22 protein-coding genes are annotated in these 17,604 nt (G+C 45.6%); 4 read left to right on the top strand and 18 right to left on the bottom strand.

Going from position 1 to position 17,604, the window contains the following annotated elements:
* Positions 1-3 precede the first annotated feature (3 nt).
* Positions 4-198: a DUF1289 domain-containing protein gene (locus tag VGD82_RS08905; protein WP_331020063.1), complete on the top strand. Its 195-nt coding sequence runs from the start codon at positions 4-6 to the stop codon at positions 196-198.
* Positions 199-248: 50 nt separating this feature from the next.
* Here the strand turns inward: VGD82_RS08905 and VGD82_RS08900 are convergent, their stop codons facing one another.
* The 14 genes from VGD82_RS08900 to rsxA all read right to left on the bottom strand — a co-directional run bounded on the left by VGD82_RS08900 (position 249) and on the right by rsxA (position 10,996).
* On the bottom strand, positions 249-998 hold the full coding sequence (locus VGD82_RS08900) for a DNA-binding domain-containing protein (RefSeq protein ID WP_331020062.1): 750 nt from the start codon (positions 996-998) through the stop codon (positions 249-251).
* A 15-nt stretch (positions 999-1,013) separates the two neighbouring features.
* Positions 1,014-1,916: a DUF692 domain-containing protein gene (locus tag VGD82_RS08895; protein WP_331020061.1), complete on the bottom strand. Its 903-nt coding sequence runs from the start codon at positions 1,914-1,916 to the stop codon at positions 1,014-1,016.
* A 23-nt stretch (positions 1,917-1,939) separates the two neighbouring features.
* Positions 1,940-2,266, bottom strand: a complete 327-nt coding sequence (locus tag VGD82_RS08890) for a hypothetical protein (protein ID WP_331020060.1) — start codon at positions 2,264-2,266, stop codon at positions 1,940-1,942.
* A 50-nt stretch (positions 2,267-2,316) separates the two neighbouring features.
* Positions 2,317-2,574 (bottom strand): zf-HC2 domain-containing protein, encoded by a 258-nt coding sequence (locus VGD82_RS08885; RefSeq protein ID WP_331020059.1) that lies wholly within the window; start codon positions 2,572-2,574, stop codon positions 2,317-2,319.
* A 9-nt stretch (positions 2,575-2,583) separates the two neighbouring features.
* Positions 2,584-3,141, bottom strand: a complete 558-nt coding sequence (locus tag VGD82_RS08880) for a sigma-70 family RNA polymerase sigma factor (RefSeq protein ID WP_331020058.1) — start codon at positions 3,139-3,141, stop codon at positions 2,584-2,586.
* Position 3,142: 1 nt separating this feature from the next.
* Positions 3,143-3,580 carry a DUF1841 family protein gene (locus VGD82_RS08875; RefSeq protein ID WP_331020057.1) on the bottom strand — a complete coding sequence of 146 codons (438 nt, stop codon included), beginning with the start codon at positions 3,578-3,580 and terminating at the stop codon, positions 3,143-3,145.
* A 15-nt stretch (positions 3,581-3,595) separates the two neighbouring features.
* Positions 3,596-4,675: an FIST C-terminal domain-containing protein gene (locus VGD82_RS08870; protein WP_331020056.1), complete on the bottom strand. Its 1,080-nt coding sequence runs from the start codon at positions 4,673-4,675 to the stop codon at positions 3,596-3,598.
* Entirely contained in the window at positions 4,672-5,337 is a 666-nt protein-coding gene (gene nth, locus VGD82_RS08865; protein WP_331020055.1) for an endonuclease III, read from the bottom strand. Before nth ends, VGD82_RS08870 begins: the two co-directional genes overlap by 4 nt.
* A gap of 17 nt (positions 5,338-5,354) precedes the next feature.
* Positions 5,355-6,047, bottom strand: coding sequence for an electron transport complex subunit E (locus VGD82_RS08860; RefSeq protein WP_331020054.1), 693 nt, complete (start codon positions 6,045-6,047; stop codon positions 5,355-5,357).
* Entirely contained in the window at positions 6,044-6,706 is a 663-nt protein-coding gene (gene rsxG, locus VGD82_RS08855) for an electron transport complex subunit RsxG (protein ID WP_331020053.1), read from the bottom strand. The genes VGD82_RS08860 and rsxG overlap by 4 nt, the downstream gene beginning before the upstream one ends.
* A 22-nt stretch (positions 6,707-6,728) precedes the next feature.
* Positions 6,729-7,748, bottom strand: a complete 1,020-nt coding sequence (rsxD, locus tag VGD82_RS08850; protein ID WP_331020052.1) for an electron transport complex subunit RsxD — start codon at positions 7,746-7,748, stop codon at positions 6,729-6,731.
* Positions 7,749-7,785: 37 nt separating this feature from the next.
* Positions 7,786-9,723, bottom strand: coding sequence for an electron transport complex subunit RsxC (rsxC, locus tag VGD82_RS08845; protein WP_331020051.1), 1,938 nt, complete (start codon positions 9,721-9,723; stop codon positions 7,786-7,788).
* Positions 9,720-10,298: an electron transport complex subunit RsxB gene (rsxB, locus tag VGD82_RS08840; RefSeq protein WP_331020050.1), complete on the bottom strand. Its 579-nt coding sequence runs from the start codon at positions 10,296-10,298 to the stop codon at positions 9,720-9,722. The genes rsxC and rsxB overlap by 4 nt, the downstream gene beginning before the upstream one ends.
* 104 nt (positions 10,299-10,402) lie before the next feature.
* A complete protein-coding gene (rsxA, locus tag VGD82_RS08835) occupies positions 10,403-10,996 on the bottom strand; it encodes an electron transport complex subunit RsxA (protein ID WP_135278586.1) in 594 nt (197 codons plus the stop codon).
* Positions 10,997-11,338: 342 nt separating this feature from the next.
* Here rsxA and dapA point away from each other — a divergent pair, with 342 nt between their 5' ends.
* The 3 genes from dapA to VGD82_RS08820 all read left to right on the top strand — a co-directional run bounded on the left by dapA (position 11,339) and on the right by VGD82_RS08820 (position 14,503).
* Positions 11,339-12,214, top strand: coding sequence for a 4-hydroxy-tetrahydrodipicolinate synthase (gene dapA / locus VGD82_RS08830; RefSeq protein WP_331020049.1), 876 nt, complete (start codon positions 11,339-11,341; stop codon positions 12,212-12,214).
* A 30-nt stretch (positions 12,215-12,244) separates the two neighbouring features.
* Complete coding sequence (bamC, locus tag VGD82_RS08825) at positions 12,245-13,540, top strand: outer membrane protein assembly factor BamC (RefSeq protein WP_331020048.1); 1,296 nt, start codon at positions 12,245-12,247, stop codon at positions 13,538-13,540.
* A gap of 189 nt (positions 13,541-13,729) precedes the next feature.
* Positions 13,730-14,503: an MBL fold metallo-hydrolase gene (locus VGD82_RS08820; protein WP_331020047.1), complete on the top strand. Its 774-nt coding sequence runs from the start codon at positions 13,730-13,732 to the stop codon at positions 14,501-14,503.
* 106 nt (positions 14,504-14,609) lie between these two features.
* On the opposite strand, the gene VGD82_RS08815 is transcribed toward VGD82_RS08820, so the two are convergent.
* The 4 genes from VGD82_RS08815 to VGD82_RS08800 form a co-directional block, all read right to left on the bottom strand.
* Positions 14,610-14,819 (bottom strand): hypothetical protein, encoded by a 210-nt coding sequence (locus tag VGD82_RS08815; protein WP_331020046.1) that lies wholly within the window; start codon positions 14,817-14,819, stop codon positions 14,610-14,612.
* 185 nt (positions 14,820-15,004) lie between these two features.
* Entirely contained in the window at positions 15,005-15,835 is an 831-nt protein-coding gene (locus VGD82_RS08810) for a secretin N-terminal domain-containing protein (RefSeq protein ID WP_331020045.1), read from the bottom strand.
* A gap of 10 nt (positions 15,836-15,845) precedes the next feature.
* On the bottom strand, positions 15,846-16,337 hold the full coding sequence (locus VGD82_RS08805; protein ID WP_331020044.1) for a hypothetical protein: 492 nt from the start codon (positions 16,335-16,337) through the stop codon (positions 15,846-15,848).
* A gap of 23 nt (positions 16,338-16,360) precedes the next feature.
* A complete protein-coding gene (locus tag VGD82_RS08800) occupies positions 16,361-17,548 on the bottom strand; it encodes a cupin domain-containing protein (protein WP_331020043.1) in 1,188 nt (395 codons plus the stop codon).
* Positions 17,549-17,604: the final 56 nt, after the last annotated feature.

Genomic DNA, 17,604 nt, shown 5'->3' with positions numbered 1-17,604 from the left:
GCAATGTCAGACAATACAGTAGAAGTACAATCTCCCTGTATCGGGGTTTGTAGCATTGATGAAACAACAGGCTTTTGTCATGGTTGTTATCGTACCATTCCGGAAATTAGAGGCTGGTGGGATATGCAGCCAGCAGACCAGCAGAACCTGCTGGCTGTGTTAGAAACGCGTCAGAACGAGACTGTTAGTTTCGATTAAGTAAGGCGAAGGGTGTTTTTCGGTATTAGTCGATGATTATCCCTTTGATATTATAGCGGAGCTGTCCCAAGGATAATGCCCTGGTTTTTCAAGTCCAGTAAAACCCCTAATCCAAATTGCATAATGATTTGTGGTTGGGGGTGTTTTAATTCATCCGCAAGCATTGTTAGAGCTTGTTCCGCAGTAAATTCTCCAGATTTTAATAGTGTAATCAGTTTAAATGTCATCGGGTTTAGCTCGATAAATTTAATCTTATCGTTTACATCACGGTGTACTAGCAGATAGCTAGGTTCTTTGACCTTAGGTTTCTGCCTAGGGGAGATTTTATGTACTGCGTAGTCGTAAGCGAGCAGTTGCATCGCCTGTGTAAATATTAACGCTTGATGCGCTATATCACCATACATGTCTACATCTTGATGGTTGGGTGCAGGTAAGGCACTTAGGTAAAGCTCTATCCACTCATAGTGGCATAGTGCCTGCAAATAAGGCGGCAACACCAGATTGGTGTGTTGTAAAAAAGCTAAGAACTCTTCTGGAATTTTACGGAACAGTGGCGAATTTGCTGAGTGCTCTTTTAAAAAAGCCTGCACTAATTTTAGCCAGGTGGCTTTACCTAAGGTTTTACGTGCTACCGGAAAGCATGCTGAAACGGATTCCAACATATTGTTAAATACAATTTCGTCATAAACCGCCATGCGTTCAGGCGCTACACCTGTCGGAACTGGCTGATTGCGTGCGTCGCGTAAGCGTGCAGTAAACGCTAGTTGATATTGCTGAAAATTGGGCAGTTCGTTAGTCATGATGATTAGACTGATTTAAATCGCCACTGGAGTAAGCCGATTTACATCAAGTTTACTAGGGCGAGGTATGGCCTGACGCTGCAAATCAGCGATTTGGTTCACTTCATGCATCAGGATGTCTAGCGTTGGAATATTACTATCGCGCTCTAGTAAGGTAGGAAACACGCCAAATAAGTCGTAGGCGTCTTTTAGAAGCGCCCAAACCGGGTCGATGACATCCTCACCATGAGTATCAATGAGTAAATCTGCGGATTGCTGATAATGCCCAGCAATATGGCTATAAATAATGCGTTCATGCGGTATGCCACGCAAAAATGCGAATGGGTCAAAGTTAAAGTTTACGCTGTTGACGTATATGTTATTAATATCCAGATGTAGCAGGCAATCTGCCTCGCTAAGCACTGCATTAAGAAAGGTGAGCTCACTCATTTCTGAGATGGGGGCAGCCGCATAAAACGAGGCGTTCTCTATGCCGATGCGTCGCCCAAGTATTTCTTGGGTTTGACGAATGCGCTTTGCCACGTAATACACTGCTTCTTCGGTAAAGGGGATAGGTAACAGGTCGTATAAGTAGCCTTGCTTGCCTTGGTAGCCATCTGTGCAATAGCTTAAATGTTCAGTGTAGATATAAATGTCATAGTGGTCTAAAAACTTCTTAACCTGTTGCAGGAAGTCAGTATTAAGCGGACTAATGCCGCCTAGTGATAAGCAAAGGCCATGACATACGATAGGGTAGCGTGCCGCAAACCAGTCCAGCTGTTTGGTGGCTTTACTGCCTGCGTCTATCCAGTTTTCTGGTGCTATTTCAACAAACTGGATATTAGAGATTAATGTTTGGTTGTCAAGTGACTGAATCTGAGGTATCAGCTCTCGCTTCAACCCCAGACCTGCGCCATGAATTTGACTACGATTCATCATGCACTATACCAATTTACTGGTGCTTATTTTTTCTCACCGCCGCATGAGCCTTCTTTGGCCTTTTCACCACCACATGCACCTTCTTTAGCTTTTTCTGCACTGCTGGTTTTGCTGGTGCCGCATTTTGCATCTTGCATTTTCATTTCTTTGGCTTTTTCAGCGGTGCCACACTTACCAGTGCCACATTTACCGTCGGTAGACTTTGCGTCGTGCGCATCTGCTACTTGATAGCCACTAGCAAGAGATTTTAATGCAAATGGATTTTCTGCTGCATTGACTGTGGTTGCCGCAACTGAAAGTGCTAACGCGCCACCGATAGCAAGAGAAATGGTTTTTTGTGTTTTGTTCATTGTCGTTTCCTTTAATTAAAAGAGTTACCGCTTATTACAACTAATAAAAGTTACTGAGATTCTTGGTCAGATTCTATCTGCTCAATAATTCTCGCTTTTGCAGCTAACGGGAGCGTAATAGCACTATTGTTTTCCATATTGGTCCTGATGTTTTGCATTGCTACACGCAATAGATTCAATTGTTTTTTGAATCGGCTACATGCATCGCAAATCATGAGATGCAGTTTTAACTGCATAAGTTCAGACCAAGATAAAGGACGGTCCAGAGATTGCGAAATGAGTTTGCTGGCTTGTTTACAGGTCATCATCTTAATTACCTAGCCTTTAACCCAATTTGTCTCTAGACATTTTCTTAACACCATCCTAGCTCTATACAACATTACCCAAGCATTGGTCGGCGTAATATCGAGTTCCTTACAAATATTTTCATTATCTATTTCATGAACGTCTCGTAACATGAAAATGACTTTAAGTTTGCTTGGTAGTTTTTGCATGCAGGCGTCCAGCACACTTAAAAATTGGCTTTGCTCTAGCGCATGGTCTGGCATATCGAAAGATTGCGGTTTATCCAGCCAATGGCCGGTTTTGTCAAAGAAGTCGTCCATGCCTTCTTCTCCAGCATCTAAATCAATGAGGTCTGATACTGGCTGCTCACGGATTAGTTTGCGCTGCATATCCACTATTTTATGTTTGAGTATGCCGGTGAGCCATGTGCGTACTGATGAATCACCTGCAAAGTTATTATGCTTAATGGCGGCGAGCATGGTTTCTTGTACGGCATCTTCAGCCTGATGCGTGTCCTTTAAGCGCGCTAGCGCAAAGCGATACAGGTAGTCCCCATGTTCATTCAGCCAGTCGTGAACATTGCTGTGCATATCAGGCTGCCACTCTTTGTTGTAACAGGCCGAGGTAGTGCGCAGAGTCTAACGGCGTGTTGTTGCGCTGTGATTGCCATATGGTTTCGGCCAGACAGTCTAGGATGTCATGTTGCGCTAGGTGCTGGTCTTGGTGTTTTTGTTTGAGCTGTTCGTAAATACCATGAATGCCGATGGGCTGATTGATAGATATTTGCTCAATCACTGATAAGTGCAGGCTTAAATGTAGAAACGGATTGGTTTCCCCCATTTCTGGAAAGTACTGTTGCTGCATATAGCGCTCTGGTGCATCGAGTATCGTGTGATATTCGGGGTGCATTTGCATCACCTCGACTGCAATTTTTTCTAAATCTGACAACGGGGCTTGTTGTTTAAATTTTGCCCACGCGTCAAATAAAAACTGTCTGGCTTGGTCGCGGCTGGGGTTATATAAACTCATAAAATACCTATTGCGCTATAACGCTGAAAATAATGAAAGAACGGTAGAGTAAGATAACAGTTGGTTTTGCCCATTGATACAGGCAATTTCACCGTTACCATAAAATCCCAATAATGGCATGTTTGGGAAGCGCTTGGTCACGACTTTTAGGTCTAGGTCTTCTCCATCGTATAGGTATGGTCCGCGCCCTAAGCATGAAAATAATAAGCCAAAGTCAGGGAGGCTGCCTAGCTCTGTTGATAGCGTATCTGCAGCTAGCGTCATGTCAGCCTGAGCGCTGTTTGCATCACGCAGTGCCCAGCTTAAATATTGCCCCACTGGTAAGCTATGCGCGAGTGTGACGCTGCCGTCAGCTTCATCGCAGCTGATGATGGTGGTTTGATGATAATTACCTTGTAGAATTGCCTCTGCACTCTCGGCATATACCGCCATGATTAAATGTAGCGGCAACGGCTCTGACGTCTCCCGATAGCTATCCCACGCTTTTTGTAATGATTTAAGTGCTTTATATTTGCCTAGCTGCTGCACATCAAACTGCTGGCTAGCTTGTACCGGTTTAGGCGTGCTAAGCATGCTTAAACCATGCGCGGCTTTGGTTGCCACTCTTACCCCAGAAATAAACGTCTCTATATGGCCGGTGACATCACCTTTTGCATTTTGCCATACGGAGAATGGCCCCTGTCCAGTGACGTCACCAGAGATGCCGCCATAGCGGACGTGATGGTCTAGCCATATGCTGTTAATTGCACTCGGTGCCGCAATGGTCAAAAGTGGCTGCTGGTCATGGTTGTGACGTGCCAACTCTAGCCTGATATCGCCGCCAAACACCATTGCTGCAGCGGCTGGTGTGTCCAATACCCAGTCTTCTTCTGTAAAGATGCCGGTTGCCGAGCAGCCCGTCACCTGTGTGCAAGCCGCTGCCTTGGCCGCAGCTTTAATTGCGGCTTGCGGGTTGCTTGCGAACTCTGAAGTCAATAACAGTATCACGGCGTTGGCACTAGTGATTCCAGCTTTGCTCATGGCATTGTTCACGGCCTGCGCAGCGAGTGCAGGTTGTGCTTGGCGCCCTAACACAATGCTGGTGGCGACTTTCATTTGCTAGTGGCGCCAGCGTTAGGCGACAGGTGGTATTCTTTTGCCTGATATTCGCATAGGTCTTCTATGCAGCATTCTGCGCACTTAGGTTTGCGTGCTGTACACACATAGCGCCCATGTAATATGAGTAAATGATGTGCATCCTGCATGAACTCTGCCGGAATGGTCTTAATGTATTTCTTTTCTACATCCAGTACGGTTTTGCCAGTAGCGAGCTTGATACGGTTGCCCAGCCTAAATAAGTGCGTATCCACTGCGATGGTAGGTTCACCAAATGCTGTATTTAATACCACGTTGGCAGTTTTGCGGCCAACACCTGGTAACGCCTCTAATGCGCTACGCGAGTGTGGTACTTGCGATTGATGTTTTTGTATCAGTATTTGACAGGTAGCTAACACGTTTTTGGCTTTAGAGTGGTACAAGCCTATGGTCTTAATATAGTGCTCTAAGTTTTCAAGCCCCAGTGCCAAAATGCTCTCGGGGGTGTTGGCGATAGGAAAAAGCTTGTCCGTTGCCAGATTAACGCTTTTATCCGTGGCCTGTGCTGATAGCATTACCGCGATCAGCAATTCAAAAGTAGTACTGTAGTTTAGTTCTGTAGCTGGATTAGGGATGGCTAATTTTAAGCGTTTAAATATCTCTAAGCGTTTTTCTGCATTCATAGTGCGTGCTTGACTGGTTAAGGGTGTAGCGCTGGTTGCAGTGGCGATGTAGTTGTATGCTCGTCAGCAGATTTTGCTTTGTTTCTAATCTCCATCCAGTTGCGTGCCGCAATCAGTATACCTAAGCCTAGAAATGCGCCTGGTGGTAACACCGCCAATAGGAAACCATGGTAATCCGGGATGATAGTGAGTACAAAATTTTTGGCTGCTGGTCCAAACACTAAATCCAAACCTGAGAATAAGGTGCCTTTACCTACAAGTTCGCGCATGCCGCCTAATAATCCTAATACCATGGTTAATCCTATGCCCATCATAAATCCGTCCAGAATAGACTGTATAGGCGCATTTTTAGCGGCAAATGACTCAACGCGTGCCAGCACGATACAATTTACAACAATTAATGGGATAAATATCCCCAGCACTTTATGTAGCGGGTGTGCGAACGCATTGATTGATAAGTCAATCACGGTTACCAGTGCTGCAATCACTAAAATAAATACAGGAACGCGAATCTCGTTGGGAACATACTTACGCACGGGGGAAATAGTGCCGTTCGCTGCGGCCATCACCAATACTGTTGCCAAACCAAGGCTAACACCGTTGACGACGCTAGTGGTAACGGCTAACGTAGGGCACAAGCCTAGTAGCTGCACTACGCCCGGGTTTTGCTTCCAAATCCCATTTAGGGTGATTTCTTTATAGATACTCATGTCGCGTCCTTGCTTTGCGCTACTTTATCTGCAGTCTTGTTTTCTAATAACAGGGGCTTGTTTTCATTAAAAAACTGCAATGCCTTTGCTACCGCTTTTACGACTGCGCGCGGTGTAATTGTAGCACCAGCCATGTATTCGAACTTGCCACCATCTTTAATCACTGCCCAATCTTTGGCAACGGTTTTAGTCAAAGATTCATTGCTAAACTGTGTGATCCAGGCATTGCGTTCAATTTCAATGTAGTCACCAAGCCCAGGTGTTTCTTTGTGTGCCAGTACGCGCACGCCACTGATAGTGCCATCAGCACGAATAGCAAGTAACAGCTTAATGTCACCAGCATAGCCATCATGAGCTATTGCCTCCAGAATGACACCCACGGTTTCATCCCCTAATTTAGCAATATTGGCTTTACTTGGAGCGCGGTTACCCAATAACGGATTAGGCGGGATAGCGACTTCTGTTTTAAGCAGGTTATTGTTGTAACTGTTATGCGGCAATATCTGTGAAAACAAGGCTAGGCGAGCATCAGCCTCGCTCGCCTCTATTGGCGCACGCGTGATGATAAATATATAAGCAAGTATGGCCGTTCCCACTAGCGCAAATGCAGTGAGCGTGCCTGCTGTTTTAACGGCGTGTTTAATAATGGTTTCTGACATTCTTCAGCCTGTTGGTGATGAATTAACGCTTATGCCCAAATACACGGGGCTGGGTGTGTGCATCAATCAATGGTACGCACATATTCATGATTAATACCGCAAATGCAATACCATCCGGATAACCGCCATATACGCGAATTAAATACGTGAGCACACCTACCCCAGCAGCAAAATATAGTTTGCCTTTGGGTGTGGTGGGGCCGCTGACCGGGTCGGTAATAATAAAGAACGCACCCAGCATGGAAGCGCCAGCCATTAAGTGCAGGCTTGGGCCTGCAAATTGGCTAGGCTCCACTATGTTAAAAATGAATGAAATCAACGCTAGGGCTGCGATAAATGCAGTGGGTAAATGCCAAGAGATAATGCGTTGCTGTATTAAATATAGACCACCGAGTAAATACGCTGCAGTGACAAATTCTCCACCTTTAGCACCAAAATGACCAAAAATAGGCCCTTGTGAAATGGCCTCAACCTCATGTTGTAGCATACGTTGTGTTTTTAAGTAGTCCAGCGGTGTTGCTGAGGTCACGGCATCCAGTGGCACGCCCGTGGGTAATACACTGCCAAAAATTAATTTAAATTGTTCGGTCCATCCTAGTGGTGTTGTGGCCAGCTCTAGTGGTGCTGGCCATTTGGTCATGATGACAGGAAAAGAAATTAATAGCACCGCATAGCCAACCATGGCTGGGTTAAACGGGTTGTAGCCTAATCCGCCATACAGTTGCTTGGCAATTGCAATTGCAAACAGTGTACCTACCACCACCAGCCACCATGGCGCAAGCGGCGGCAGTGCAAGTGCCAATAACCATGCCGTCACAACGGCACTAAGGTCCGCCAGGCTAGGCGCAATCGGCCGCTGTCTAATTTTTAAAATAGCAGCTTCGGTGATTAAGGCGGTGATTGTAGCTAGTGTGAGCGAAAGCAAAATGCCGCCGCCATAAACCCATGTGTAGGCCATGATGCCCGGTACCAGCGCAAGCAGCACTTTTAGCATAATCATGCTTACACTAGGTGCATCAGTGATGTAAGGAGAGCGGTTCAATTGTCGTATCCTAATAACAATAGAGTAGATATAGCCATTAATCAGGTGTTTTATTTTTAACCATTTGCTGTGCTTTTGTGCGTATGGCTTCGATTTCATCAATCTCAGCTTTGACCTTGGCGCTCAGGTTTTCCGTGTTTTTAGGAGCAGCGCCAGTTTGTACTGCCGCTAATTTCTGCGCCTTGGCACGTTCAATTGCAGCAGCAATTAATGCTTGCTTATCTATTTTGCTTTGTGCCTCATTAGTCGCCGTGGTTGTGGCGTCAGGTTTCACTCCAGTTGCGCTAGAGGTTGCGTTATCTGCTGGTGATTCAGCTTGTAGTGGCTGTTCGGTACTGGTTTGGGCTGCACCACTGTTTGCCGCCGTCAACTTGAGTGCTTTTGCGCGCTCTACAGCTGCTGCAATAGCTGCTTTTTTTGCCTCTACCACGTCAGGATTATTCGCTGCTTTATCGGTTTCTGCGGATTCTGGCTGGGCTAGATTGTTTTTCGCTGCGGCTGCCCGTTCAGCATGTTTTTGCGCTCGCTCCAGTTTTTCGCGTTCGATACGCGCTAGCCTAAAGTCGTTGCGCTCACGTGCCAAATCAGCTGCTTCTTGTGCTTTGTCTAGGGCAATAATCTCACTTTTTGCGTAGCGATAGTATTGCACGAGGGGGATATTGCTGGGGCAAACGTAAGTGCAGCAGCCGCATTCGATACAATCAAATAGGTTGTAATCTCGTGCCTTTTCAAAATTGTCAGACTTGGCAAACCAATACAGCTCTTGCGGTTGTAAGTTCACCGGGCATGCGTCTGCGCAGCGCGTGCAGCGTATGCAAGGCTGAGCTGGCGGCGGCGGTGCAAACAAGGTGGGACTGGCGGCAATAATACAATTAGCGGCTTTGGTCACGGGTACGTTGAGACTGGGTAAGTCAAAACCCATCATAGGGCCGCCCATCACAAAGTGCGTAGTATCGGGTTTAGCACCGCCTGCCGCAGCCATTAGTAACGGCATTGGTGTACCTAACAAAGCCTCAAAGTTCTGCGGAGCTGTGACGTTGCCGGTTACAGTGACGATGCGGCTGACGCTAGGTTCGCCAAAAGTGAAGTAGCGATAAATGGCTAATACCGTTGCTACGTTAAACACCTGAATGCCGACTTCGGTTGAGCGCTTATGATGAGGCACCTCTACACCTAGTAATAAATGAATGAGCCGGCGGGCATCGCCACTGGGGTAGAGGGTGGGCACAGTTGTAACAACTGCATTAGCTAGAGTTTTGCTGGCAGCACTCATGGCTAGGGTGGCCTCAGGCTTATTATCTTCAATGCCGATGACTACTTTAGCCGCCCCCAGTAAGTGCTGGGCGATGGCTACTCCTTGAATGATTTCGTCAGCACGTTCGCGCATGAGCATGTCATCACATGTGATGTAAGGCTCGCACTCCGCAGCATTAATAATTAGGGTATGGATGGCTGATGATCCATCCTTACGCAGTTTAATGTGGGTAGGGAATGTTGCGCCGCCTAACCCCACAATGCCCGATGCGCGCAAACTGCTAATCAACTCGCTGTGCGCTGTGTTTTTCCAGTCTATCGGTGTTAATGGTTTCCATTGGTCTTTGCCATCTGGCGTTAAGGTCACGCACATGTCGGGTAAGCCGGAAGGGTGCGGGATCACAGCCTCTTCTATCGCGCTAATGGTGCCGGAAGTTGGTGCATGGATAGCGGCAGATACTGTGCCTTCTGCCTCGGCTAGCATCTCACCTTTTAATACGTAATCGCCTACTTGGACTTTCAATTTAGGAATGTAGCCCACATGTTGACGTAAAGGTAGTGTCAGTGCTTCTGGAATCGGAAGTTGCGCAATCGGGCGTGAGGTTGATTCATCTTTATGGCCATCCGGGTGTACACCGCCATGAAACTTATGTACTTCATTTGCCGTGTTAGCAGCAAGGTTTTTAATCAGCTTGCTGGCAAATTGAATAATATTGTTCATGAAGACACCTTGCCGGAGTTTGCGGGCAACGCCTTGATGGGGAATACGGGATACTTCCATTTCCAGTTGTCAGGCGTTTCAGCCAGCGGCACCATGCTAATGCAGTCTACCGGGCAGGGCGCCACACATAATTCGCAACCTGTACATTCGGATGCAATAATCGTATGCATATGCTTGGACGCACCTAAAATGGCATCGACCGGGCAAGCCTGTATACATAAAGTGCAACCAATGCAGGTGGTCTCATCAATAAAGGCAACAGACTTGGGTTTGGGTGAGCCGTGCTCTGCGTTGAGAGGCTTATACTCTACGCCTAATAAATCAGCCAGCGCATGCACCCCAGCATCACCACCTGGTGGGCATTGGTTAATGTCTGCCTCGCCATTGGCGATGGCGGTAGCATAAGGTTTGCAGCCAGGGTAGCCGCATTGGCCGCATTGTGTTTGCGGCAGAATGGCATCTATACGCGCTACCAGCGGGTCGCCCTCTACTTTAAAAAGTAATGCCGCAATGCCTAATAAAGCACCCAGCACTAAGGCTAGCCCAAGCATGACGTAGATGGAGGTTAATAACATATCGCTTTTTGATTATTTTTAAATAAAGTGGCTAATATTTTAATAGTTGCTAATGCTGTGTAATGAAAATGGGCGGCACCTAAATCTGGTTTTTATCCTTAAGCCTAATATTTATCTAGGCCCATAAACCCCATAAATGCCAAGCTCATTAATGCAGCGGTAATCATCCCGATAGCCGAACCTTTAAATGCAGCAGGCACGTCCGCACCTTCTAACCGCTCTCTCATGGATGCAAACAGTATCAACACTAATGAAAAACCAAGTGCGCCACCTAAGCCAAAGAACAGAGACTCTAAAAAGCTATGGCTGGCTTGTGCATTGAGTAGCGGTATGCCTAACACCGCGCAGTTGGTAGTAATTAACGGTAGAAAGATACCCAAGCCTTGATGCAGGGTAGGGAAGTTCTTTTCCATGACCATTTCTGTTAGCTGCACAACGCCAGCAATAATCACAATGAAAGAAAGTGTGCGCAGATAAAATAGGCCATTTGGCTCCAACAGGTAGTGATTGATGCCCCAGCTCGTCATCGAGCCCACGCTTAATACTAGCGCAGTGGCGCCTGCCATCCCAATCGAGGCTTCCAGTTTTTTAGAAACACCCATGAATGGACATAAGCCCAAAATCTTCACCAGCACGATGTTGTTTACAAACACAGTGCCAATCAAAATCATAATGTAATGATGAAAATCGAAAGTCATATTTCAAATATGGGTTTCAGCGATAATTTTTTAGATTATACAGCGTTTGTTCCGGTGTAAATCAGTTAAGGGCACACTTGAGTTAAGTGTTTGATATATAAATGCTGCCATAAGTTTTCACTGCTGCTGAGCTAGTTTCTGCTGGGTGCAGGCACTAGCAATTTTGCAAGGTGATTTTGGTGTTGCAGTTGCTATAAGTTTTAAGATTAGCAACGTCTGCCGAAACGATGCTAGCGAATGTTTTTATAAAATCATCGTCAAATGGAAAATGTGCGTAATAAATACAGAAAATTATGAAACATTCAGGTTAAAATATAACATTATGAATCAGGTAGATTTCCTATGTTGCAAGGCAGTTTAGTTGCTATTGTTTCGCCCATGTTTGAAGATGGGCGTTTAGATATCCCATCTTTAAAAACATTGATTGATTTTCATATTGATCAAGGCTCGGATGGTATTGTGATTGTTGGCACTACAGGGGAATCTCCTACTGTAGATTTTGATGAGCATTGCTTGCTGATTGAAACAGCCGTTGCGCAAGTGGCTGGCCGCGTGCCAGTGATTGCAGGTACTGGTGCAAACTCAACCAAAGAAGCCATCCTGCTGACGCAAAAAGCAAAAGAGCTGGGCGCAGACGCCTGCCTTTTGGTTGCGCCTTACTATAACAAGCCTACACAAGAGGGCTTATACCAGCATTTTAAAGCCGTGGCAGATGCCGTGGCTATTCCGCAAATTCTTTATAACGTACCAGGCCGTACTGGCTGTGACATCAGCAACGATACCGTACTGCGTTTAGCTACCCATGCCAATATTGTCGGTATCAAAGATGCGACAGGCGGCATTGAGCGTGGAACTGATTTGCTGTTACGTGCTCCTAAAGAGTTCGCTATTTACAGTGGCGATGATGCAACTGCATTGTCTTTGATGTTATTAGGCGGGCATGGCGTGATTTCAGTTACCGCCAACGTTGCACCTAAGTTGATGCACGACATGTGTGTGTCTGCACTGGCTGGTGATGTAAAAGTCGCACGTGAAATCAATGCAAAACTGTTCGGTTTACATCAGAAGTTATTTGTAGAGGCGAATCCAATCCCGGTTAAATGGGTGTTGGCAGAGATGGGCATGATTAAAACTGGCATTCGATTGCCAATGGTTAATTTATCAGCTCAGTACCATGAAGTTTTGCGTAAGGCATGTGAGCCTGCGCAAATTCTATAACGAACAACAGAGTTCTAACACGAGGTTTGAATGAAACAAGTTAATTTCAACGCAGGCGCTTATCGTCTAGGCGTGTTGCGTAAAGCAAAGTCTGTAGTGCTGCCTTTGTTTTTAATGGCAAGTTTAAGTGCTTGTGATTCTATTCCTTTTATTGATACAAAATCAGATTACAAAGGTGCAGGTCGTTCACGTCCATTAGAAGTGCCGCCGGATTTAACCGCGAGTCCAGTAAGTGATGCTTATGCTGTGCCAGGTAGTGCGAGCTATTCTAGTTATAGCCAAGCGCAAGAGGGTCAAGAAGCAGGTGTTGAAAAGGTGTTGCAAAACCCTGATGGCGTGCGTATGGAAAAATCAGGCACACAGCGCTGGTTAGTGGTAAACGCGCCAGCCGACAAAATATGGCCGGTGATTCGTGACTTCTGGACCGATATGGGCTTTGCTGTGCGTGTAGAAAACCCACAAGTTGGGTTTATGGAAACAGAGTGGATTGATGCTGAAGCTCTGAAAAAAGATGACTCAGGCAACGCGCTCGATAAGTTTGATAAATGGCTGGATAAATTATCAGGCTTTGCTGATAAGAGAAAATTCCGTACACGCCTAGAGCATGGTAACGATACCGGTACCACCGAGATTTATATGACGCATCGTTCAGTGGTTGGTGCACCAGATGATGGTAAAACCCGTATTAGAACGCAATTGGGTGAAATTGAAACCGGTTACAAAGCTGAAGCAGCAACTAACCCTAGAGATGATGCTTTTGATGCAGAGTTGGATGCTGAACTATTGCGCCGCTTGATGGTGAAGTTAGGTGTAGAAGAGAAAAAATCGCAAACAATACTTGCTGATGCTACAGCGACTAAACATGCTGAGGTGGTGAAAGAGTCTGATGGTAGCGCTAGACTGTTGCTGAATGACCAGTTTGACCGTGCATGGCGTCGTGTTGGCTTGGCTTTAGATCGCGTTGGTTTTGTGATTGAAGACCGAGACCGCTCAAACGGCCTTTTCTTTGTGCGTTACGCTGATGTAGATATTGACGACGCACCTAAGAAAAAGAAAGGCCTGATTGAGAGCCTTAAATTCTGGGGTGATGATGAGGCGAAGAAGCCTGATGCAGCAGCCAAAAAAGAAGATAAGGGCATCGTGGATAGCTTGAAGTTCTGGGGTCGTGATGACAAACAAAAAACTAACCGTGAGCGTCAATACCGTATCAAGGTAAGTGATGCTGATAACGGTGCTGTGGTTACTGTCGTTGATAATGATGGTGCGCGGCTTGGCACCACAACGGCAAATAGAATTATTGCCCTGATGTACGAGCAGTTACGCTAGTTAAATATAAGGCGGCTTGTTAGCCGCCTTTTTTGTTGGTGATGTGGCACAAGCTTACTGGTATAAGATGGGCTGGTTATTAGCTGCCCTCGTTAATGGTCCTCGGGTTTATATGTTTGATGCACACCGACTTAACACTGTGGCTATCTTGCCTTTATTTATTGTCAGTTTATAAAAGAGAGATCAAAGATGCGCTTTGCTTCGCTCGGTAGTGGCAGCGCTGGCAATGCGCTAGTGGTTGAAGTCAATAACACGCGCTTGATGCTGGACTGTGGCTTTAGCATTAAAGAAACCACCAACAGATTAGCTCGTTTAAATTTAAATCCTCAAGATTTGGCAGGCATTGTTATTACGCACGAGCATGACGATCACGCTGGAGGCGCTTTTAAGTTTGCAGCCAGGCATCACATCCCAGTTTGGCTCACTTACGGCACACTTAAAATGGCCGAGCGATATTTCCCCAATCAGCACGATCTGCAGCTTAATGTGATTGATAGTCACACACCGTTTAGCGTGGCTGATATTGAAGTGTGTCCATACCCAGTACCGCATGATGCGCGTGAGCCTGTGCAGTTTGTATTCGGTGATGGTCAGTATCGCCTAGGCGTGCTGACGGATGTTGGGCGAACCACCGTGCATATTGAGCAGCTGTTAAGTGGCTGTGATGCATTGGTGCTGGAATGTAATCACGATAGCGCTATGCTGCGCAATGGACCTTATGCAGCCTCTTTAAAGAAGCGAGTGGGCGGTGAGTTAGGGCATTTGGAGAATTCAGCTTCAGCTGAGTTGCTAGCCAGATTGAATCGCTCCAAATTGCAGCATCTGATCGCTGCGCATCTAAGTGCAAAAAACAATACACCGTTGTTGGCTCAATCTGCGTTAGCAAAGGTTGCTGATTGTACGCTGGATTGGATAGGTATTGCTGATCAGTCCTTGGGATTTGACTGGCGGCAAATCAGCTAGATTGCTTGGTAAGTAAAGCTGATGCTAACTGCTGTAGCCTTAGTCTTTAGACGTAAAAAAGCCGACTTGCGTCGGCTTTTTTAATAACTATTGATTAAACAATAAATTATTTTGCAGCTTCAGCAGGAGCAGCTTCAGCAGCAGGTGCTTCAGCAGCAGGAGCAGCTTCAGCAGCTGGTGCTTCAGCAGCAGGAGCAGCTTCAGCAGCAGGAGCTTCAACAGCAGGAGCTTCAACAGCAGGAGCTTCAGCAGCTTTTTCACCACAAGCAGTAACAGCAAGAGCTAACAATGCAGCTAACAAAACAGAACGTGTCATTTTAAATTTCCTTATGAGTTTAACTGGTTAAAAAACTGTTTTCGATACTACTTAAAAAGTGACTAATAACTATATCGAGTGGCGCAAATTCTAGCAGGAATTAAAAAAAAAAACACTACATTTCAAATATTAAGCTGAAATATAGTAAAAAAGTTCCCGCTTTGATACAGCTTGCCCAAAAATGATTATTCAACACGAATAAAAAGCTGGCTATTCTGGGAAGATTGCCCGCTGCTACTGGTCAATATAGCGCGACTAACCTCGTCTTTGTCTTGCATTATGCCGCCTATATTTACCCATTCACCGCGCTGCGCTCGCACTGTAGATGATAGTTGCTCAAATTCTATACGGCCATCCTGTTGCAGGCTAGAAAATGTAGGGGTGATTTCAAGTTCAACCTGGCTGCCTATGCTACGGGCACGTACTGTAAAGCCTGTGCCTATATCTACAAATTGTGTGCTGACTTGTCTAACGGCGTAGCGGCGAGTGAACAGTACCCATTCGCTAGTGTACGGAATGGATTCACCTACGCTGATATAAGCAGGTGCGCCATCTGTAACCCTAATAAACTGCTGGCTACTTTGTTGTGAGTTGGTTTGGTTGTCTTCTATACCTATTTGAATACCGTCCCTGCCGTTTCTAGCATCATTACCCGTTTGTATGGTGGCATTGCCTATGCGGGTGCGGCCTCTTACTATGCTGTTACGGCTATTGCCTGTAAAGTTATTCTGGCGCTTTACACTAATGGTGAAATTTTCACGTGTAGTGTCCAATGTGGCGATAGTTTGTTCAACTTCAGCCATCGTTTTACTATCGGTACGTACGATGAGTTGGTTTTGTATGGCAGATGCTGTGCCATGGTTGCCAATCACGGCTTGTATCGTCGGTAACACTTCTTCAGCAAAGCGGTACTGTAGGGTGAAAATTTTAAAGTCATTGGCGGCGTGTCCTTGTAGCGTGAGGCTTAATGCCATCAACAGCCACAGCCCACGATTTTTTATCAATAGTCGTATCATGTTAATGCCTTTATAACCCTAATGGTGTGGTGCTCACCGTGTCTTGAATCGCCTCTGTTAGCTCTTCAAATCTGGTGTTAAGTGCTTTAACCGTTGCAATGTCATCATAAGCATACTTAAATCGTGCCTGATCGATATGTATACGCTTAACGTAGTGTTTACCATCCGCAAGAATAAAACAGTCTTTTGCATGCTTTGCGGACTGATTGGTGACATGTACGCTCATTTTGTGCCCAAATGTTTTAAGCAGGTTCAGCAGTCTGGGGCATTTGTCTTGGAAATGAGCGCTATCATGCAAAATAATGGATAAGCGGCTAGTAATCTGCTGGCTTAAGAATCGCTGTAGCAACTCATAGGTCGCCAGACTAGAGAACTCACCTAGCTTTAAGTCTTGGTCAAAGATTAAAAGTTCATGCTCTGCGCTTTGTATAACGAGCTTGATGGCCTCGTTATACAAATGCTCACCAACAATGATTTTATCTGGCATCAATGTGCTGTCCATGATGGTAATAATACGCGCTATATTTAATTAAAGTAAAGGTAGCCAGCCAGATACCAGACATGCAATTGTTCAATGACTGCAGCCTCTATATCGCCTGTTATTGCAATGTCGGCGCTTGCTAATTTACGGTGATCAGCTAATGCGGTGAGCAAGCTTGCTGACGAGCCTGTCGCTGCAATAGCTTCGCCGTTTAAATAAAAATACTGAGCTGTGAACAGCATTTGGCTTTTTAGATCTAGGCAAATACCATGCTTTAGAAGATTTTCATGGAACTTACGTAAGGATATTTTTTTGTTGGGATTAAAAAACACGTCAGGCTTAGGCTCTGATAAATAAGACCCTAAAAAATCTGCCACATGCTGATCTGACCATTGAATCGTTTTTAAAATATCGGCCACTTTGCTGATCATACCGTTGCCAATCTCTGCAGGGTGTTCTTGCAGAGTTAAATCAGCATCTTGATAGATGCCGGGTAAGGCGTTTACATCTTTATTGAGTTTATCTTGCATGAAGCCAAGAAACTCTGTGGCGAGTTCCTGCACTTTTGGCGCTCTAAATCCAATGGAGTAGGTCATACAGTCAGTATTGCCATCAGAAACGGCAATGCCCCAATGTGCTAAGTGCGGTGGTAAATAGAGTAAGTCACCGGCTTCAACTAGCCACTCTTGTGCTGTATCAAAGTTCTTTAAAATGCGTAATGGGGCGCCTTCTACCAAACTCAAATCGGTTTGCTCGCTAATGCGCCATAATCGCTTGCCTTGGCCTTGCAGTAAAAACACATCATAACTATCAAAATGTGGCCCGACACCTCCGCCGTCCGGAGCGTAGCTCACCATCAGGTCATCCAGCCTGGCATGTGGAATAAAATTAAATTGGCTTAGAAGTTCAGCTGCTTCAGATAAGTGATGGTTCACACTCTGTACCAGCAAGGTCCAGCGGTGCTTAGGGTCTGGTTTTTCAGGTAGGTTTGAGAAGTCACTTTCATCAAATGGGCCGTGGCTTGCATGCCATTTGCCTTTAATTTCTTCCACGATGCGGGATTGAACCTCGTCTTCGCAAGCTAGCCCTGCTAGCTCATCTGGGCTTAATAATCCTTTAAATTCCGGAATTGCATTTTTAATCAGCAAAGGTTTTTTATGCCAATAGTGTTGTAAAAACTCGCTGGCAGTGATGCCGCCTAGTAACTGTATTGGTTGGTTAAGATTATTCATGGATCATGTTGATTAAAAATTCAGTCAATAATTATGCCATTGCATTGATATACCGG

Source organism: Methylotenera sp. (assembly GCF_036401095.1).
In the GTDB taxonomy this organism is placed as follows: Bacteria; Pseudomonadota; Gammaproteobacteria; order Burkholderiales; family Methylophilaceae; genus Methylotenera.
Note: the sequence above shows the minus strand (reverse complement) of the source record. Positions and strands in the feature narration are given on the sequence as shown.